At 58.1% G+C, this 14449-nt stretch carries 19 protein-coding genes; 6 read left to right on the top strand and 13 right to left on the bottom strand.

The genetic code is table 11. The annotated features are described in order from the left end of the window. Window positions 1–152: 152 nt before the first annotated feature. Entirely contained in the window at window positions 153–647 is a 495-nt protein-coding gene (locus AB4N91_RS15000; RefSeq protein ID WP_077750116.1) for a cupin domain-containing protein, read from the top strand. Window positions 648–904: 257 nt separating this feature from the next. Further along, a complete protein-coding gene (locus AB4N91_RS14995; RefSeq protein WP_460112623.1) occupies window positions 905–1363 on the top strand; it encodes a MarR family winged helix-turn-helix transcriptional regulator in 459 nt (152 codons plus the stop codon). Between the two features lie 14 nt (window positions 1364–1377). On the opposite strand, the gene AB4N91_RS14990 is transcribed toward AB4N91_RS14995, so the two are convergent. The 4 genes from AB4N91_RS14990 to AB4N91_RS14975 form a co-directional block, all read right to left on the bottom strand. After that, window positions 1378–1830, bottom strand: coding sequence for a hypothetical protein (locus AB4N91_RS14990; protein WP_010459162.1), 453 nt, complete (start codon window positions 1828–1830; stop codon window positions 1378–1380). A gap of 109 nt (window positions 1831–1939) precedes the next feature. Next, window positions 1940–2368, bottom strand: coding sequence for a nuclear transport factor 2 family protein (locus tag AB4N91_RS14985; RefSeq protein WP_460112668.1), 429 nt, complete (start codon window positions 2366–2368; stop codon window positions 1940–1942). 198 nt (window positions 2369–2566) lie between these two features. Further along, window positions 2567–2968: a hypothetical protein gene (locus AB4N91_RS14980; RefSeq protein WP_154911624.1), complete on the bottom strand. Its 402-nt coding sequence runs from the start codon at window positions 2966–2968 to the stop codon at window positions 2567–2569. A 131-nt stretch (window positions 2969–3099) separates the two neighbouring features. Further along, window positions 3100–3672 carry a chorismate mutase gene (locus AB4N91_RS14975; RefSeq protein WP_460112622.1) on the bottom strand — a complete coding sequence of 191 codons (573 nt, stop codon included), beginning with the start codon at window positions 3670–3672 and terminating at the stop codon, window positions 3100–3102. Between the two features lie 172 nt (window positions 3673–3844). Between AB4N91_RS14975 and AB4N91_RS14970 the strand changes: the two genes are divergently transcribed. After that, on the top strand, window positions 3845–4690 hold the full coding sequence (locus tag AB4N91_RS14970; protein WP_010459170.1) for a helix-turn-helix transcriptional regulator: 846 nt from the start codon (window positions 3845–3847) through the stop codon (window positions 4688–4690). Between the two features lie 46 nt (window positions 4691–4736). Here AB4N91_RS14970 and AB4N91_RS14965 read toward each other — a convergent pair whose 3' ends face one another. Together AB4N91_RS14965 and AB4N91_RS14960 are read right to left on the bottom strand one after the other, a co-directional pair. Then, window positions 4737–5246 carry a YkgB family protein gene (locus tag AB4N91_RS14965; RefSeq protein ID WP_010459172.1) on the bottom strand — a complete coding sequence of 170 codons (510 nt, stop codon included), beginning with the start codon at window positions 5244–5246 and terminating at the stop codon, window positions 4737–4739. A 363-nt stretch (window positions 5247–5609) separates the two neighbouring features. Beyond that, window positions 5610–6536, bottom strand: coding sequence for a LysR family transcriptional regulator (locus AB4N91_RS14960; protein WP_304872147.1), 927 nt, complete (start codon window positions 6534–6536; stop codon window positions 5610–5612). Window positions 6537–6678: 142 nt separating this feature from the next. On the opposite strand from AB4N91_RS14960, the gene AB4N91_RS14955 reads away from it, so the two are divergent. Continuing rightward, entirely contained in the window at window positions 6679–7080 is a 402-nt protein-coding gene (locus AB4N91_RS14955; protein WP_010459176.1) for a RidA family protein, read from the top strand. 86 nt (window positions 7081–7166) lie between these two features. On the opposite strand, the gene AB4N91_RS14950 is transcribed toward AB4N91_RS14955, so the two are convergent. Continuing rightward, the gene (locus AB4N91_RS14950; protein ID WP_169857306.1) at window positions 7167–7571 is read right to left on the bottom strand and encodes a DUF6632 domain-containing protein; all 405 of its coding nucleotides are present in this window, start codon (window positions 7569–7571) and stop codon (window positions 7167–7169) included. Window positions 7572–7968: 397 nt separating this feature from the next. Here AB4N91_RS14950 and AB4N91_RS14945 point away from each other — a divergent pair, with 397 nt between their 5' ends. Beyond that, complete coding sequence (locus AB4N91_RS14945; protein WP_172790699.1) at window positions 7969–8511, top strand: DinB family protein; 543 nt, start codon at window positions 7969–7971, stop codon at window positions 8509–8511. Window positions 8512–8692: 181 nt separating this feature from the next. On the opposite strand, the gene AB4N91_RS14940 is transcribed toward AB4N91_RS14945, so the two are convergent. Next, on the bottom strand, window positions 8693–9568 hold the full coding sequence (locus tag AB4N91_RS14940; protein WP_172790700.1) for a DMT family transporter: 876 nt from the start codon (window positions 9566–9568) through the stop codon (window positions 8693–8695). A 134-nt stretch (window positions 9569–9702) separates the two neighbouring features. Here AB4N91_RS14940 and AB4N91_RS14935 point away from each other — a divergent pair, with 134 nt between their 5' ends. Further along, the gene (locus AB4N91_RS14935) at window positions 9703–10557 is read left to right on the top strand and encodes a LysR family transcriptional regulator (protein ID WP_427700277.1); all 855 of its coding nucleotides are present in this window, start codon (window positions 9703–9705) and stop codon (window positions 10555–10557) included. Window positions 10558–10761: 204 nt separating this feature from the next. On the opposite strand, the gene AB4N91_RS14930 is transcribed toward AB4N91_RS14935, so the two are convergent. From AB4N91_RS14930 to AB4N91_RS14910, 5 genes are all read right to left on the bottom strand, one after another. After that, complete coding sequence (locus AB4N91_RS14930) at window positions 10762–11061, bottom strand: hypothetical protein (RefSeq protein ID WP_077750366.1); 300 nt, start codon at window positions 11059–11061, stop codon at window positions 10762–10764. A 92-nt stretch (window positions 11062–11153) separates the two neighbouring features. Next, the gene (locus tag AB4N91_RS14925; RefSeq protein ID WP_460112620.1) at window positions 11154–11873 is read right to left on the bottom strand and encodes an NADPH-dependent F420 reductase; all 720 of its coding nucleotides are present in this window, start codon (window positions 11871–11873) and stop codon (window positions 11154–11156) included. Between the two features lie 343 nt (window positions 11874–12216). Then, window positions 12217–12777, bottom strand: a complete 561-nt coding sequence (locus AB4N91_RS14920) for a hypothetical protein (RefSeq protein WP_304818393.1) — start codon at window positions 12775–12777, stop codon at window positions 12217–12219. Between the two features lie 60 nt (window positions 12778–12837). After that, complete coding sequence (locus AB4N91_RS14915; RefSeq protein ID WP_200668263.1) at window positions 12838–13332, bottom strand: PaaI family thioesterase; 495 nt, start codon at window positions 13330–13332, stop codon at window positions 12838–12840. Between the two features lie 80 nt (window positions 13333–13412). Further along, window positions 13413–14417, bottom strand: a complete 1005-nt coding sequence (locus tag AB4N91_RS14910) for a LacI family DNA-binding transcriptional regulator (RefSeq protein ID WP_077750370.1) — start codon at window positions 14415–14417, stop codon at window positions 13413–13415. Window positions 14418–14449 lie beyond the last annotated feature (32 nt).

Below are 14449 nucleotides of genomic sequence, written 5' to 3'. Positions count from 1 at the left end.
AGGGCTAGCCATCGCGGTGAGTCGGGGGGCTGTTATGACACCTGTTATTGAATTGATTACACTGCGTATCAACTGAAATACGCATCAGCGGCATTATCACAGGAGATCGCCACCCCTACAGTAGAGAGGACATTTTTTCTCAGGGGCCTCCCATGATTCAGAGCATTATGAAAACTGCTTGCCTGACTACGTTTCTTGCCCTGTGTACAACCCTGTCGGTGGTTCAAGCACAACCATTGCCGCTCGGTAAAACCGGTGCTTTGTATAACGAAGACGTGGAGTGGCGTAGCTTTCCAGCGTTTCCGCAAGAAGTAAAACTGGCTGTACTGGTCGGTGATCCTGCCAAGCCAGGCCCCTACGTCGTGCGAGTCAAAGTACCGAATGGCACGAAGTTAATGCCCCATACCCATCCTGAAGACCGTATATACACCGTCATGTCCGGTGTGTTTTACATTGGTTTTGGGTCTGTGTTTGATCCGGACAAGTTGGTCGCTTATGGCCCGGGCAGTGTAGTGGTGCTCCCGGCTAATACGCCGCATTTTCACTGGGCCAGATCGGGGGAATATATTTCTCAGGTGTACGGAACAGGTCCGCTGGGGCTTGAGTACATTGACCGTCGTGACGATCCTCGTCATGCGTCAAAGTGAATAAGAGAGGCGGGGCAGGCTCACCCTTTGGCCCGGTGACGCAAGCGCGAGTATGAAATCAGCATGCTGGTCAGCTCCTGCGTGAAAGTGATCTGAACCGCGCGATCAAGGGGCGCTCCCGTTGGACCGGTCGTCGGCCTTCAAAGGCCTGATCGACCTGAAAGCACCGGCCGTTGCAGTGAGCACTTCCGATGCCATCGCATGCGACGTATAGTCTGACCTTGCAGTCCATCCTTCTTCGGCCCCAGAGAACGCTCATGAAATCCACCGAAAAGACAGCCGCCCTCAACCTGAAGCTTTCCGACTTCCTGTGCTTTGCTGTCTATTCCTCTAACCTCGCTTTCGGCAAGGCATACAAGCCAATGCTTGAACGGCTCGGACTTACCTACACGCAATACATCACCCTTGTGGTGCTGTGGGAAGAAGACAACCAGACCGTTGGCAGCCTCGGCGAAAAGCTGTTCCTCGAATCCAACACCCTCACGCCGATCCTGAAGAAACTGGAGGCGATGGGTTATCTGCTGCGCCAGCGCGACCCGGAAGACGAGCGGCAGGTTCGCATCCGCCTCACAAGCGAGGGGCGAAAACTGCGTGAAGGCCTCACGGAGGAAGGCTTCCCGCAAACCGGTCTTGATCCCGACGAATTCGTGCAAATGCAGAAAGCCATTGTGAAATTACGGGACAACCTCATCCGTACTACGAAAGACAGGGAATAAGCCGTTTCGAATGGCTACTTCACTGCGCCTCCCTGCTTGATGTCACCGCAAAAAATATCGACGTTGCCACTCTCCGGAGCCGTTCGCACGACGATGGAATACTCGCTGGAAAGCAGGTCTTGCAGGGCGATCGGTGCACTTCTTGAGAACGACCAGCCGCGTACAGGTTCGCGCTGGGTGTTGACCTTGTCGTTCATTGCAAAGGCCACTGGCCCGGGCTGCTGGCAGGTGCCTTTATGGATGAAGCTGTAGAGACGCAAGGGCAAAGTCGCTCCGCTGGGAGCTCCCGTGATGAAGAAGCTGAGTCCGGTCTGTTTTTCCCAGCTTGTCAGCGTGACGTTGCCGATCTGCCCGGTGTTCTGTCGGGTGGCGACCAAGGGGACAGACACGCCATGGTCTGTTGAAGTGGCGCAGCCGAAGAGGCTTAGGCTGATCATTAGGGTTGCAAGTGAGCATCTGAAGTTCATTGCCAACTCCTGCGTAAGAACTGCAATGGGTGATTAGCCGGTATAGAGCGAGGTGCTCGGGTTGCCTGTCGGCCCCCTGCAGCACCGCGCCCCAACCGATGCTTTGCAATCAGGCTTTGCTGGCGGCCAGAAAAGCGCCAAGGCGTTGTCCCATTTGCTCGCCTAAGGCTTGCAAGGCACTGAATGGGCGAACCATCACCTCGAATTCGACGATTTTTCCGTGTTCATTGAAGCGGATCATGTCGATACCCTTTAACTCTTTACCGTTCACTTTGGCGCTGAACTCCAGGACGACGCTCAAGCCGTCGGCCGTCGACAGTTCCCGGTGATAGGCAAAATCCTCAAATACATTGACTACCGTGTTGAGAATCATCGATACCACGGCCGCTCCCGGGTAGGGCGTGTGGGCCATCGGTGAGCGGAATACTGCCTGTGGGTCCAACAACTCGGGCAGGGCGCTCAAGTCACCCTTGCGGATCATGTCGTGCCATTGCGTCAGGGAGTGTGCGGCGTTGGGGTGCAGGTTCAGCTCAGACATTTTCAACTCCTGTATTTTTGTTGTTCTGTAGAACGTTTCAGTGTTGCCCATGCAGTGTCGCCCGATGGCTTGCTGCAAGACCCTGATAGTGCCGCCAAGATCGACTGGCGGCTATGCGAATGTACTAAAAGTAGCTCACGAAAAAGCCCGGCGGGTCAGGCCGGGCTTTTTGATGGGTACCACTGTGAAGCCATTCATTCAGGCGACGCGGTTTTCAATCAGGCGGTCGGAACCACCTTCAGCGACGCGGTTTTCGATGAGACGGTCGGAACCACCTTCGGCGACGCGGTTCTCGATCAGACGGTCGGAACCACCTTCGGCGACGCGGTTTTCAATCAGGCGGTCGGAACCACCTTCGGCGACGCGGTTTTCGATCAGACGGTCGGAACCACCTTCAGCAACGCGGTTTTCAATCAGACGATCCGAACCACCTTCAGCAACGCGGTTTTCGATCAGACGATCCGAACCACCCTCAGCCACACGACTTTCAATCAGACGATCCGAGCCGCCTTCAGCGACAACCGGGTGAGCAGAGGTAGCGGCGAAAGCGTTAACTGCAAAAACCGAGAAAGCGATGCTGAGAAGGATTTGGCGTTTCATGATGGTGTGCTCCGGGGTGTAGTTGTTTGGTATGGAGGCGATGTTACGCCCCGGAGTTTTTAAGAGAACTTCATTGAGTTAATGGTGACTATTGATGCAGTCAATGGCTGCCCGAGACTACCGTCGGCCTGTCACTGATCGGCGACACACAGCTCCCCGGTCGCGCGTATCAATGCCTGACCATGCAGTTGGTCCTTGATCAGGCCGGCGCGTGCCTCGCCCAGCCAGTTGGGGCAGTTCGGGTCTTTGCGATAGGGCGCGAACTCAGCGTATTGCTGCAACAGCCGGTTTTGCAGCTCATCCAGTTGGGGCCTGATCTGTTTGGCAAGGTCCGGCCGCGGTGTGTCAGGCGCCTTGCCGGCCGCCCGCCAATTAGCGAGCAGTCCGTACTGCACGAGCTTGTTGGCTTCGATCTGTGCGGCGATCAACTCGGCGACCTGTTCCGGGTCCAGTTTGCGTTTAATCGCCATCTTCCTGGCGTTAGCGATGACTTGCGCTTCTCGGGCACTGTCCTGGATGGGTTTGCCGCTGTCCCACTTGGCCAGCGCCACCAAATCACCAATGTTCAGTCGCTCATTCATCGTCACCAGCAGCGGTTGCAAACTCTCGGGCACTGGGGAGGGCGTGCTCGCCTGTGCGCCGCCAGCGAAAAAACCGATCAGGGCGCAGGCCAGCAGTTGCGGGATGCGTGGGGAGTGGGGCATAAGCAAAACCTCGTCAGAACTCAGGACTCACACAATCAGGTGTTGTGTATCACACAGGTGCGCCAAGCATACAACGCCTGGAGAGCCCGCCGCGTGGGGAAAGGACCCAACCGGACCGCAACCCCCTCGGTGATATGCTCTTTCGTGTCTACACTTCGCCCAGAGATCGCCCATGGATCGCTTGTCTACACTGTTGTCGCAGTTCGGCGTGCGCGCCAACCTCTTTTACAACGGCAAGCTTTGCGGCATGGCGTCTTACGACGGTGCTGACACGCGAGGTCATATTCACCTGCTTCAGGCCGGTTCCCTCACGTTGCTGGGGCTCGATCGCAAGGACTTGCTGCTGACTCGGCCCAGTCTGATTTTTCTGCCCCGACCACGCCGGCATCAACTGTTCGCCAATGAACCCGAAGGAGCTCAACTCCTGTGCGCATCAATGGAGTTTGAGGGTGGGGTTGATAACCCGCTGTCGGCTTCGTTACCCGATTTGCTGGTGCTGCCCCTGGATGAGCTACCGATGCTGGCCGACACGTTGAGATGGATGTTTGTTGAGGCGGCGGGCGGACATTGCGGCAGGGAGGCTGCGCTGGATCGCTTGTTCGAATTGCTGATCATCCTGTTGTTTCGGCATCTGCTCGACCACCACCAGTTGCACACCGGAATGATGGCCGGGCTGGCCGATTCACGATTGGCGCGCTCCCTGGTCCAGATTCACAACGCACCGCATCGTCCCTGGTCGATTGCCGAGCTTGCGAGCGAGTCAAACATGTCGCGCGCGGCCTATGCCGTGCATTTTCGGGCCGTCATCGGGCAGACACCGGCCGATTATCTGTTGAGTTGGCGTATCAGCCTGGCGCAGAAGCGTCTGCGTGAAGGGCGACCGATCACGCTGATCGCCGCCGAGGTCGGTTATGAAAGTCCTTCGGCGCTTGCCCGCGCTTTTCGTCGCAAGACGGGCTACAGCCCCCGGGACTGGATGAAGGATTCGGCAGGAGAGGCTGATGGCGAAATGGCCTGAAAACCTCTAGCGGTTTCAGGCCATTCCTGGAGGACAAATCATCGGTTCAACGCGATTCCAGTGCAGTCAGAGAATGGCCGGCCACGAAAACCGAAGCGGCAAGCAAGCCGATATCCTTCAGGAGAAACTGACCAGGTGCAACCGAAATGGCCGGGAAACCGAGGCCGGGTTCAATCACGCCAGGTGTCGACAACATGAAGCTCAAGGTCGTGAAAAACAATCCGGCAGACAACGCACCCCCGATCAATGAAAGCTTGGGTGACAGCAGGCGCCCCGCAATAAGAAGACCGATCGAGACTTCCAGGATACCGAGCAGACTGGAGAACGTATCCACACTGAAAATGTTGTAGACCCAACCGAGGAAAGGGCTGTTGCTTACCAACGGGACCAGGCCCTCGGCTTCATAGTGCGTGAACTTCATGCCGCCGAACCAGAAGTAAATGATGGCCAGAGCAACGTAAGCACCGTAGGTGCCGATCGCCGTGGTTCTAACCCCGAGCGATGCTTTCTGAGTGACGCCGGACGTTCTGCAGTTCTCATTGTTCAAGGTAGTCATGATTCAGGCTTCCAATAATGTGGGGATTCAAACCCAGCGCGGTTTACGTTGGGAGTGGACACAGTGTTGCCTTTGATCCCACGCTCTTGGCTTCTGAACGTATTGAGAACTGTGCAGATCGTCTTGACTCACTTCAGGTCTTGAAAAGAGGAGGGCGGCTGGACCATCGCGTCCCGGCGCCTGCCCATGACACTGGCCAGCCTGTTGCTGTCCCTGGAAATGATCTTCGCGACCAGCCTGGGGCTGCTGTTGTACTTACCAGGACCCTCGGTGCCGGAGGGGCATCGCACTGATTGTGGTGGGAGCCGTCACAGCGATCATTTGGACAAAGCGACCGCCATGGCGAATTCCCCAACGCTGTATTCACGAGTCATGTCCGTCGCTGACAGGCGCATGGTGTGCCATCAGCTCAGCGACCCAATCGATGAACACACGCAGTTTGATACTGATATGCCGATTTGGCGGAAATGCCACGTAGATGGGCATCGGATCGAGTCTCCAGTTCTCGAACAGGGGCACTAACTCGCCGCGCGCTTCGAAGGTCTTGGACATGTACTTTGGCAGCCACAGCACGCCCAGTCCGGCAAGGCCGGCCGCGAGGTAGGCATTGCCATCGTCGACTGCCAGCGCGTAGCGACCTTTGATCCGGACACTCTCAACGTCGTTGTGCAGGGCATAGGGCACGGCTTTGCCGGTGCGCGCCCACAGGAAACCGACGATACGGTGATGCGAATCTTCCAGCTCCCGCGGATGCGCAGGCGTACCGACGCGTGCCAGGTAGCTGGGCGCTGCAAAAACACCAAGCTGGAGGTCGCCTACTCGTCGGGCCATCAACGACTGATCCGTCAGCTCGCCGCCGCGCACCACGCAATCGACGTTCTCATCAATCATATCCACGATACGATCGCTGACGCCCATGTCGATCTGGATGTCTGGGTACCGCTCGTAAAACGCAGGCAACGCGGGTACGAGAATCATGCTGGCCAGCGGGCTTGGCACATCCACTCGCAACCGGCCCCTGGGCAGCGTCGAGGCGCCGGACAGGCTGGTCTCGGCGTCGTCCATGTCGGCCAGCAATTGAAGCACTCGCTCGTAATAAACGGCACCGTCGGCGGTGACGTTGACTTTGCGAGTCGTGCGGTTAAGTAATTTGACGCGCAACCGTGCCTCAAGCTGCTGGACCAGTTGTGTCACGGTGGTCTTGCTCATGTGCAGTGTTTCGGCTGCCTTGGTGAAGCTGCCCGCTTCCACCACTCGCGCAAATGCCTGCATTGCATCAAAACGGTCCATTGCTGCCCCGGCTATCGATCAGATTGTTTGGATTTCACAAACAGTGATAGCTACGGTTGCTTGTTTATCGCCCAGGCACAAGTCCTTACAGTCTCGACATCGTTTGTTCCGGGTCTGATTAGACCCATTGATGGAGGCACCTATGACACAGCGTGATGTTGTTTTTCCACCCGGACGCCAGGCGCTTTATGAGCGCAATCGCTATTCGCCGGCTATCAAGTCCAATGGTTTCCTATTCGTGTCGGGACAAGTCGGCAGTAACGAAGACGGCTCGCCCGAACCCGATCTGGAGGCCCAGGTTCGGCTCGCGTTCAACAATTTGAATGCAATCCTGGGCGCTGCCGGTTGCACCTTCGACGATGTGATTGACGTCACCGTCTTCATCGTCGATCCCGAATCAAAGTTCGAGACGATCTGGAAGGTTCTGCCAGAGTTCTGGGGTAACGCGCCGCACCCGACGCTGACCGGCGTCGGCGTCACGTGGCTCTACGGTTACCAGTTCGAGATCAAGGTGATCGCCAAGCTTCCAGAAACCACGGGATGACCTGAGATCTGACGTATCGACAGCTCGCCCGTGGTTGCTTTACTGAAACGCAATTTTCGTCCCGATCCTGACAGTCAAACCTGCTCTTAGGCCCCATTGTGTGTCCGGGGCTGAGCGGCCAATTGCGAGCGGGGCGTCAAGATGGCCAAGGCAACCGCTACGATGAAAAGCGCCGGCACGTCACCTGCCAAGTGCCCCAGTTGCCCCGGCTGGGTGAGCGCCTGGACGGTCATGATTCCTCCGTGAACGGCGCTAGACCATACGGTGAACCAGATTAGGCTCAGATTGGCTAATGGGTCGCGTGCGGCCAGGATCAAGAACACCCCAAGTGTGGCGTAGATGCCAACGATCATCATCGGGTAGTCCGAGTGACCGACGTGCCAGGCCCAGCCGGACGGCCAGAACAACATCAGTGGGTAGAGAGCAAGGCACGCGAGGCCAGCCAAAACTAGAACGACGCGCAAATACCTGAGGCGATCGACTACGGTCATGGCGGACTCCTCTTCGGGCCTAACTCTAAGTTGACCTCAAGTGGGGTGATAACACCTTCACGGGCTTGGTCGACTACATTCCTTGCTCTGTCATCTTGCCCGACTAGACCGGGCATTGTGACTGTCGGGCGACCGCTGAAGGGGTTTATAAATCATGGTCGAAAAGCCCATCTGCTCAATCAGTTCCGGCAGTAGACCAAGCATAGCTACTCATTAGCTATCGCTTCGTTCACCGGCTGTTTTTGGCCGATTGTTGCCTGTCGCGAAGTGCAGCAACCGACCCGATGTAGCCGGTCACGTGTCTACGAAATCAAGGGCGATTCAAAAAGCCTTGCTCTAGAATGGCCCGAGATGAGCGTGGAACGCTTGTCTAGTATTCACTCAAAGGATGAACACGATGGGCCGCACCGACCATATCTGCCTGATGGCTATCTATAACGATTGGATGAACGCAAAGGTTTATGAGGCGGCCAGAAGTCTGACAGATGAAGAGCTGTCAGTGGATAGGAAAGCATTCTTTGGTTCTATTCTCGGGACGTTGAATCACCTGGTGGCCGGGGACACTATCTGGCTAAAGCGATTTGCCAGGCACCCGGCGAATCAGTTGGCTCTGGAGCCGATTCGACAGCTCCCGGCTCCCAAAAGCCTCGACCAGTTACTGCTCTCAAATATTCGAGAACTTTCGGCACATCGCGTTTGGCTCGATCAGGTGATTGTCGAGTGGTCTCGCTCGATTACAGAGGCGGATTTAGATTACACCCTCAATTACACAAGCATGAAAGGAACCCCCGCTGACAGGAGCTTTTATGGCTTGGTCATGCATTTCTTCAACCACCAGACTCATCACCGAGGCCAAGTTACTACTCTGCTGTCACAAGCGGGTGTCGACGTAGGCGATACTGATCTGGTCCTCCTCATTCCTTCCGAGTCGCGCACATAATCTAAAAACCAGCGCTAGACCGGGATTTTCATGTCATACCGGGCTGGTAAACCAGCGTGGCCATCTGCAACACTCCTTCGGCTTACACAGAATTTAGATGTGTTGCATCGACCGGTTGAATCCACAGCCGATTAAAGTCTGTCGGCAAGAGCAACTTCTGCCCCGAAACATCCATCAGCTTTTACCGCCGAGCCTGCCGAGCCTCCGACCGAACCACCATCCAGATGCCGACCCCGGACACTGCCATGCCTGACACCATTTGCCATGACAACGGTTCGTTGAACATGGCCCAGGCCCAAAGCATCGTGACGGGCGGGCTCAGGTACAAGACGCTGGCCACTCGTGTGGCTGTCGCCCGGCGCAGGCAGACCCAATAAAGCCCGTAGCCGCCTAACGTAGACAATCCCACCGTCCACAGTACGCTTAGCGCAAACCCCATGCCGGGTATCGGCGCCAGGCTACCTTGCGTGCCCTCGATCAGGGCGAATGCAAAACTCGACACGCAACATTGCAGCCACAGGTTGGGCAGCAGGTCCAGCGATTCAGAGGCGTGCAGATGCTTCTGCCAGAGTGTCGCGATGGCGAGCGAAAGCGTACCGAGCACCGGCAGGCCATACGCCCAGAGGGGCGCGCTACCCCAGGCCAGCGCGCCAAGCGTCACCACCACAACCCCAACCAGGCCGATGCCCAGCCCTGCCCAGACTTGCCAGGCCAGTTTTTGCCCCAGCACGCCAGCGGCCAGCAATGCGACCGCCATCGGCAGCAGGTTGGCGAACACCGCGGCAAGGCCCGCCGGTACGCCCAGGGCTATGCCTTGTATGACGCCGGCCAGATAGCCGGCCATGGCCAGAAGACCGATGCCGGCGTTTTTCAGCAACACGGCAGGGGAGGTTTGCCGCAATTGCCTGGCGACGAAAGGAAACAGGATCAGCGTGACCACGACGCAGCGCCAAAATACCACCAACAAGGGGGGCGCATAGTCCATCGAGAATCGCGCGCCGACGAATCCGGAACTCCAGGTCAGAATCAAAGCCGCCTCGAGCAGCGGCAGCGGCATCTTCTGGCGCCAGTGGGGGATGACTTGCTGCTGACAGGAGATCGGTGTGGGCTGGTTCATTGCCACAGGCTACGAAATCGGCCTAATCTAATAAATCAAAATAAAGTGCAGCAGTCATTCACGAAGATTAAATCATGACGGCGATACTCGATATCGAGCTGGTACGTACATTTCATGCGGTGGCGCGGATTGGCAAATTCAGTGCGGCGGCCGAGCAGCTGCATAAAAGCCCGGCGGCGGTGAGCGTGCATATCCAGCGGCTTGAGGCAGTCGCCGGGGGGCGCTTGCTGAATCGCGATAATCAGTCCGTCTCCCTGACCGCACTGGGCAAGCGTTTGCTTTTGTCGACGACAGAACTGCTGAGCACCCATGACCGGGTGCTGGCCGACCTGCATGGAAGCCACCTGGCAGGACGCATTACCCTGGGTGTCCCCGACGAATACGCCGCCCATGTCATCCGCGACATCCTGCCGACATTCGCCGCTGCCTGGCCCAACGTGGTGCTGGAGTTGAAGACAGCCCCCAGTGATTCGCTGCGTGACCAGGTCCAGCGTGGAAAGCTTCAGGCCGCGGTGATTGCCCAAGCCAGGGGGCAACTGACCATGCAGGCGCAATTTCTCGTCGCCACCACGCCGATCTGGGTGGGGCCGGCAAACAAGTCGCTGGCCTCGATGGATCCGCTGCCACTGGCCGTGCATGCGGCGCAATGCCCTTATCGGCAAGCCATGGTGGCATCACTCAAACAAAGCGGCCGCCGGTGGCGCGTGGTGCTGGACAGTCCGTCCAACCAGGCCGTCAGCGCCTGCGTGGAGGCCGGGTTGGCGATCAGTCTGATAGACCGCGCCCGGGTGACGGAAAGTATGCAGATTCTCGACGGTTTGCCCGTCATACCGGAGCATGAGGTCGTGTTTGTCCGATCGCCGTCTTCAGATGGGGATGAAGCGGTGGATTTGCTCTCCCAAGCCATGCAGCAGCACTTTCGGCTCTAGTCCGCGAGCAAGGGAAACTGTCAGGCTCGATCGTCCCATGCTGAATGGCATTGCGAGCAAAGCTGCACTACCGTGTAGGTGTAAGCCTTCGTGCCGCAGTCCTATTCTGGTTGAGAGGTGGGTTTCATGAACAACATCATCTACATCGTCGGGTTAGTGGTGGTCGTCGTGGTTATCCTGTCGTTCCTCGGCTTTGCATAGGTTTCAATGCCTGCACTCCGCCAACACCACTTGGCAAGTAGTCGGCGTGCCACCGGATCGGCCGGCATAGCGGATGCAATTATCCATGGATTTTTTACGCGCCATGCTCAAGGTGGAGCCCCAAGCCAGGCCACCCTCGCCAGCGGTGGGAAGCGCTTTTGCATAGCAGGCTGAGCCCACGCTTGAAGTTGCATAGCGAGCGGTGGACGCTTTGCCGGAACATCCCGCGATCAGCGCCAGGTTGATGGCGAGCAGGGAGGGTATGACCCATGACGAGCATTGGCGCGCTGTTCTATTGGCCATCCCGTTTCCCCTGTATCAAGAGGCGAGCCGCGTGGGGTTGTGCTTCATTGAGATTAGACGGTGTTGGACCTGACCCTCTATCGATTTCAACACTAACGAGCTTCAGCGCAGGTCGCCTCTACATGCTGACAAAGCTCACCGACGCCCCGTCGTTGCTTGAGTTCGGCCTCACGCCAGACGCCGCTGAGCGGGCCGCCCGGCAACCCTTCATTGGCGCGCGCCAGCGGGAACAGCACCGGTACAAACCCGGCATCACGCACTAACCGGACGCCGACCTCCCGGGCCTGGGCATCGTCGGCGAAAACAGGAATCGCCTTGTTTTTGCCGGAAAGGCCTTTCATTGAGGCGAAGCCAATGGCGTTGAACGCCCGCACCAGGTGCACGCCGGGCAGATACTGCTGATCCGCCAGGGCCACGCCCATGTCCAGCGCCTTGCGCCCGACATCTGCGTCACGGCCGCCGAATGGATTACTGGTGCTGAATATCACTTTGCCGTCCAGTTTGCCCTTCAACTGTTCGGACAGCGCCGGCATGGCGCCATAGGGAACACTCAACACGATCACATCGCCCCAGGCCGCGGCCTCGGTGACCGAGCCGGCCCGCGCGTTGGGGCCGGCCTCCTTGACCAGGTCCGCCAGCGCCTCGGGGTGGCGTGATGAAAACATCACTGAGTGCCCGGCCTTAACCCAGAGCGTGCCAAGCGTACCACCGACCTTGCCGGCGCCGATCACGCCGATCTTGAGGGTGTCTGCCATCGCCTGGCTGGTGCACAGAACCAGGCCGGCGAGCATCAGAGAGAAGATTCTGGACATGCACTGGGCTCCTCGGTTGGACAGCGGTCTTGGAATCACCGTAGTTGAGCTTACGTCTAAACGAAAGCTGCGGAGGGAGGCGGCGGACGAGCAGGGGTATTTGATGAGCGGCGTGAGGGCTGTTCAGCAAGGGAAGCTATTGTCTATGTGTTCGCCTCGCCAGTTGCCGTCCAACCAGCTCGTCCCTGAGGTGGCTGGCGAGGTGGACCCTCCTGGCCGATTGCTGCCTTTTGATTTCGCTTGTACTGGATGGGATAGCTGCCATGCCGACTCTCGCCAACTGCGAAGATGGTCTATTCACCCTCCAGGGTTGCGGCCACCCGCGCCACTTTCCACGACCCGCCTAGCTGGTCAGTGTAATGGCGACGTCCAGGGCAGAAATGGGCACATAAATCAGGGTGATCGTCGAATACGTTTTGCGCGATTTGGCCTTGAATGCGCAGACCGGGAGAATAATCATGACGACATCCAGCGCCCCCCAAAGCGCCATCGGCGATACCTGAAAGAAGAGGACGTTCACGATGAGGCCGAGCACGAGGTAGGTCGAAAACGATAGAAGGGCGTAGCGCCCATCCTGTTCGAAGTAAACGCGAAGCCCGCTTTGCTCGTCCTCACTTCGACTGGGCAGCAGTAACGCGGCAGAGACAAAAAGCGAGAGCGCCAGGAGCACCAGCAATAAAAACTCGGCAAACGAAAAGGTCGCTTTGATCGTCGGCAGCGCGTTGACCGCCCACCAAAAATCCAGCTGGGACGTGAAAAGCATGACCGCCCAGACCAGCGCCACCCAATCAGGCGCGGCGACGCGGCGGATGCGGAACACCGTCAGCGCACCCATCAGCAGGCGAGTGACGGAGAGCCCCAATATCATCGCGAGTACCGTGGCCACGATGGGGAAGTTGCTCATGACACCTCCTTGTAAATTACACGACCCACACGCAGGATCGATTCCGCTTTCGGGTAGGTCCTACCGACTGTGCGCCGCCGCCGCCAATTGATCGGTATCCACGCGGACAAAAACGGAATCGCCAACCGCCGTGAGTACGTCCCCGGCATAGACCTCGCAGATGACACGGGTTTTGCGTCCGACATCGCCTTCCACTCTGGCACGCAGGGTCAATGGCACACCCATCGGTGTCGGTTTGATGAACTTGATGCCAAGGTTGCCGGTGACGCAATTGATCCGGGGCAGGCTGGCGACTTCGCGGTTTTCCCCACGGTAGTGATAAGCCATCGCCGTCCAGTTGGAATGACAGTCCACCAGCATCGCGATCAACCCGCCGTACACCAACTCCGGCCAGCCGCAATACATGGGATCAGGCACGTGCTCGGCCATGACATGCACGCCGTCCGCATGCCAGAAGCTCTTGATGTGCAGCCCGTGCGGATTGCTGCTGCCGCAGCCGTAACAGACGCCGTCAGGCGCGGCGGTGTCTTGCAGAGAGTTGTCGAGACTGGACATGACAGGCGCTTCCTCATACGAATGAACTCAACCGTCGGATTCTAACGCTGGTATCGGGGTGCGGTCACTTTGGTCATCCGTTAGCGCGCCCTGACAACTGCGGTGCTGTTGCGCAACGTCAACTTGAACGGCAACACCACATGCCGCTGTTCGATCGGTTTCTTCTCGATCAGCGCGATCAACATCTCGACGGCTTTCTGACCGAATGTTTCGGCGGGTTGCGAGATGGTCGTCAGCGGCGGGTCGCAGTACGCCGCGAAGGGGATGTCGTCGAAGCCCACCAATGAAATGTCCTCAGGAACGCGCAGGCCTTGTTGCTTGATGCGTTTCAACGCGCCGATGGCCATTTCATCGTTTTCGCAAAACAACGCCGTGGGACGGTCGGGCAATTCCAGCATCGCGGCGGCGCCGTCATGTCCGGCCTTCAGACTGAAATCGCCATGGCAGATTAGCGCGGCATCCGACGTGATACCGGCCTGTTGCAAGGCGTCCTGATAACCGGCCACGCGATCGCGGGTCAGCGGGCTGCTTTTCGGGCCTTTGATCAGGCCGATCCGGCGGTGGCCCAGTTCGATCAAATGTTCGGTCATGGCCTTGGCAGCCGCGCGGTTGTCGAGGCTGATGGTGGGATGACGGCCGCCCTGTATCACCTCGCAGGCATTGACGATCGGCGGTAAATCGGCGCTGGGGAAGGGCGCTTCAAAAGGGTCATAGGCGCGTAACTGGATCACGCCATCGGCCTGATGGGCGTAGACCAATTCGGCAAACTCCCGTTCCACTTCCTCGCGGCCCTGGGTGTCGCACAGCAACAGCCGATACCCGGCGAGCTGGGCGGCTTGCTGCGCGCCGCTGATCACCTTGGCGAAAAACGTGTTGGCGATGGTCGGCACCAGAATCACCAGGTTGCCGGTTCTGCGCGAGCGAAATTGCACCGCCATCTGGTTCGGTCGATAACCGGCTTTTTCCACCGCGGCGTTGACCTTGTCGCGCGTGTCGGGGAGCACGCGTTCAGGCGACTTCAGCGTCCTGGAGACCGTGGCGACGGAGACGCCGGCCAGCCTGGCTACTTCGCGGATATTGGACAAGACCACCTCGTTATCGAACTGTGCAGGGGCGA

The organism is Pseudomonas sp. H3_D04 (assembly GCF_054669175.1).
This window is presented reverse-complemented; position numbering and strand designations above follow the sequence as displayed.

Excerpts from the sequence above, each read along its gene's own strand:
- AB4N91_RS14935 (WP_427700277.1), top strand. The coding sequence starts at position 9,703 with ATGACGGCGATACTCGATATCGAGCTGGTACGTACATTTCATGCGGTG.
- AB4N91_RS14995 (WP_460112623.1), top strand. The coding sequence starts at position 905 with ATGAAATCCACCGAAAAGACAGCCGCCCTCAACCTGAAGCTTTCCGAC.
- AB4N91_RS14980 (WP_154911624.1), bottom strand. The coding sequence starts at position 2,968 with ATGAAACGCCAAATCCTTCTCAGCATCGCTTTCTCGGTTTTTGCAGTT.
- AB4N91_RS14915 (WP_200668263.1), bottom strand. The coding sequence starts at position 13,332 with ATGTCCAGTCTCGACAACTCTCTGCAAGACACCGCCGCGCCTGACGGC.
- AB4N91_RS15000 (WP_077750116.1), top strand. The coding sequence starts at position 153 with ATGATTCAGAGCATTATGAAAACTGCTTGCCTGACTACGTTTCTTGCC.
- AB4N91_RS14965 (WP_010459172.1), bottom strand. The coding sequence starts at position 5,246 with ATGACTACCTTGAACAATGAGAACTGCAGAACGTCCGGCGTCACTCAG.
- AB4N91_RS14950 (WP_169857306.1), bottom strand. The coding sequence starts at position 7,571 with ATGACCGTAGTCGATCGCCTCAGGTATTTGCGCGTCGTTCTAGTTTTG.
- AB4N91_RS14925 (WP_460112620.1), bottom strand. The coding sequence starts at position 11,873 with ATGTCCAGAATCTTCTCTCTGATGCTCGCCGGCCTGGTTCTGTGCACC.
- AB4N91_RS14955 (WP_010459176.1), top strand. The coding sequence starts at position 6,679 with ATGACACAGCGTGATGTTGTTTTTCCACCCGGACGCCAGGCGCTTTAT.
- AB4N91_RS14975 (WP_460112622.1), bottom strand. The coding sequence starts at position 3,672 with ATGCCCCACTCCCCACGCATCCCGCAACTGCTGGCCTGCGCCCTGATC.
- AB4N91_RS14930 (WP_077750366.1), bottom strand. The coding sequence starts at position 11,061 with ATGGCCAATAGAACAGCGCGCCAATGCTCGTCATGGGTCATACCCTCC.
- AB4N91_RS14960 (WP_304872147.1), bottom strand. The coding sequence starts at position 6,536 with ATGGACCGTTTTGATGCAATGCAGGCATTTGCGCGAGTGGTGGAAGCG.
- AB4N91_RS14970 (WP_010459170.1), top strand. The coding sequence starts at position 3,845 with ATGGATCGCTTGTCTACACTGTTGTCGCAGTTCGGCGTGCGCGCCAAC.
- AB4N91_RS14990 (WP_010459162.1), bottom strand. The coding sequence starts at position 1,830 with ATGAACTTCAGATGCTCACTTGCAACCCTAATGATCAGCCTAAGCCTC.
- AB4N91_RS14945 (WP_172790699.1), top strand. The coding sequence starts at position 7,969 with ATGGGCCGCACCGACCATATCTGCCTGATGGCTATCTATAACGATTGG.
- AB4N91_RS14920 (WP_304818393.1), bottom strand. The coding sequence starts at position 12,777 with ATGAGCAACTTCCCCATCGTGGCCACGGTACTCGCGATGATATTGGGG.
- AB4N91_RS14940 (WP_172790700.1), bottom strand. The coding sequence starts at position 9,568 with ATGCCGCTGCCGCTGCTCGAGGCGGCTTTGATTCTGACCTGGAGTTCC.
- AB4N91_RS14985 (WP_460112668.1), bottom strand. The coding sequence starts at position 2,368 with ATGTCTGAGCTGAACCTGCACCCCAACGCCGCACACTCCCTGACGCAA.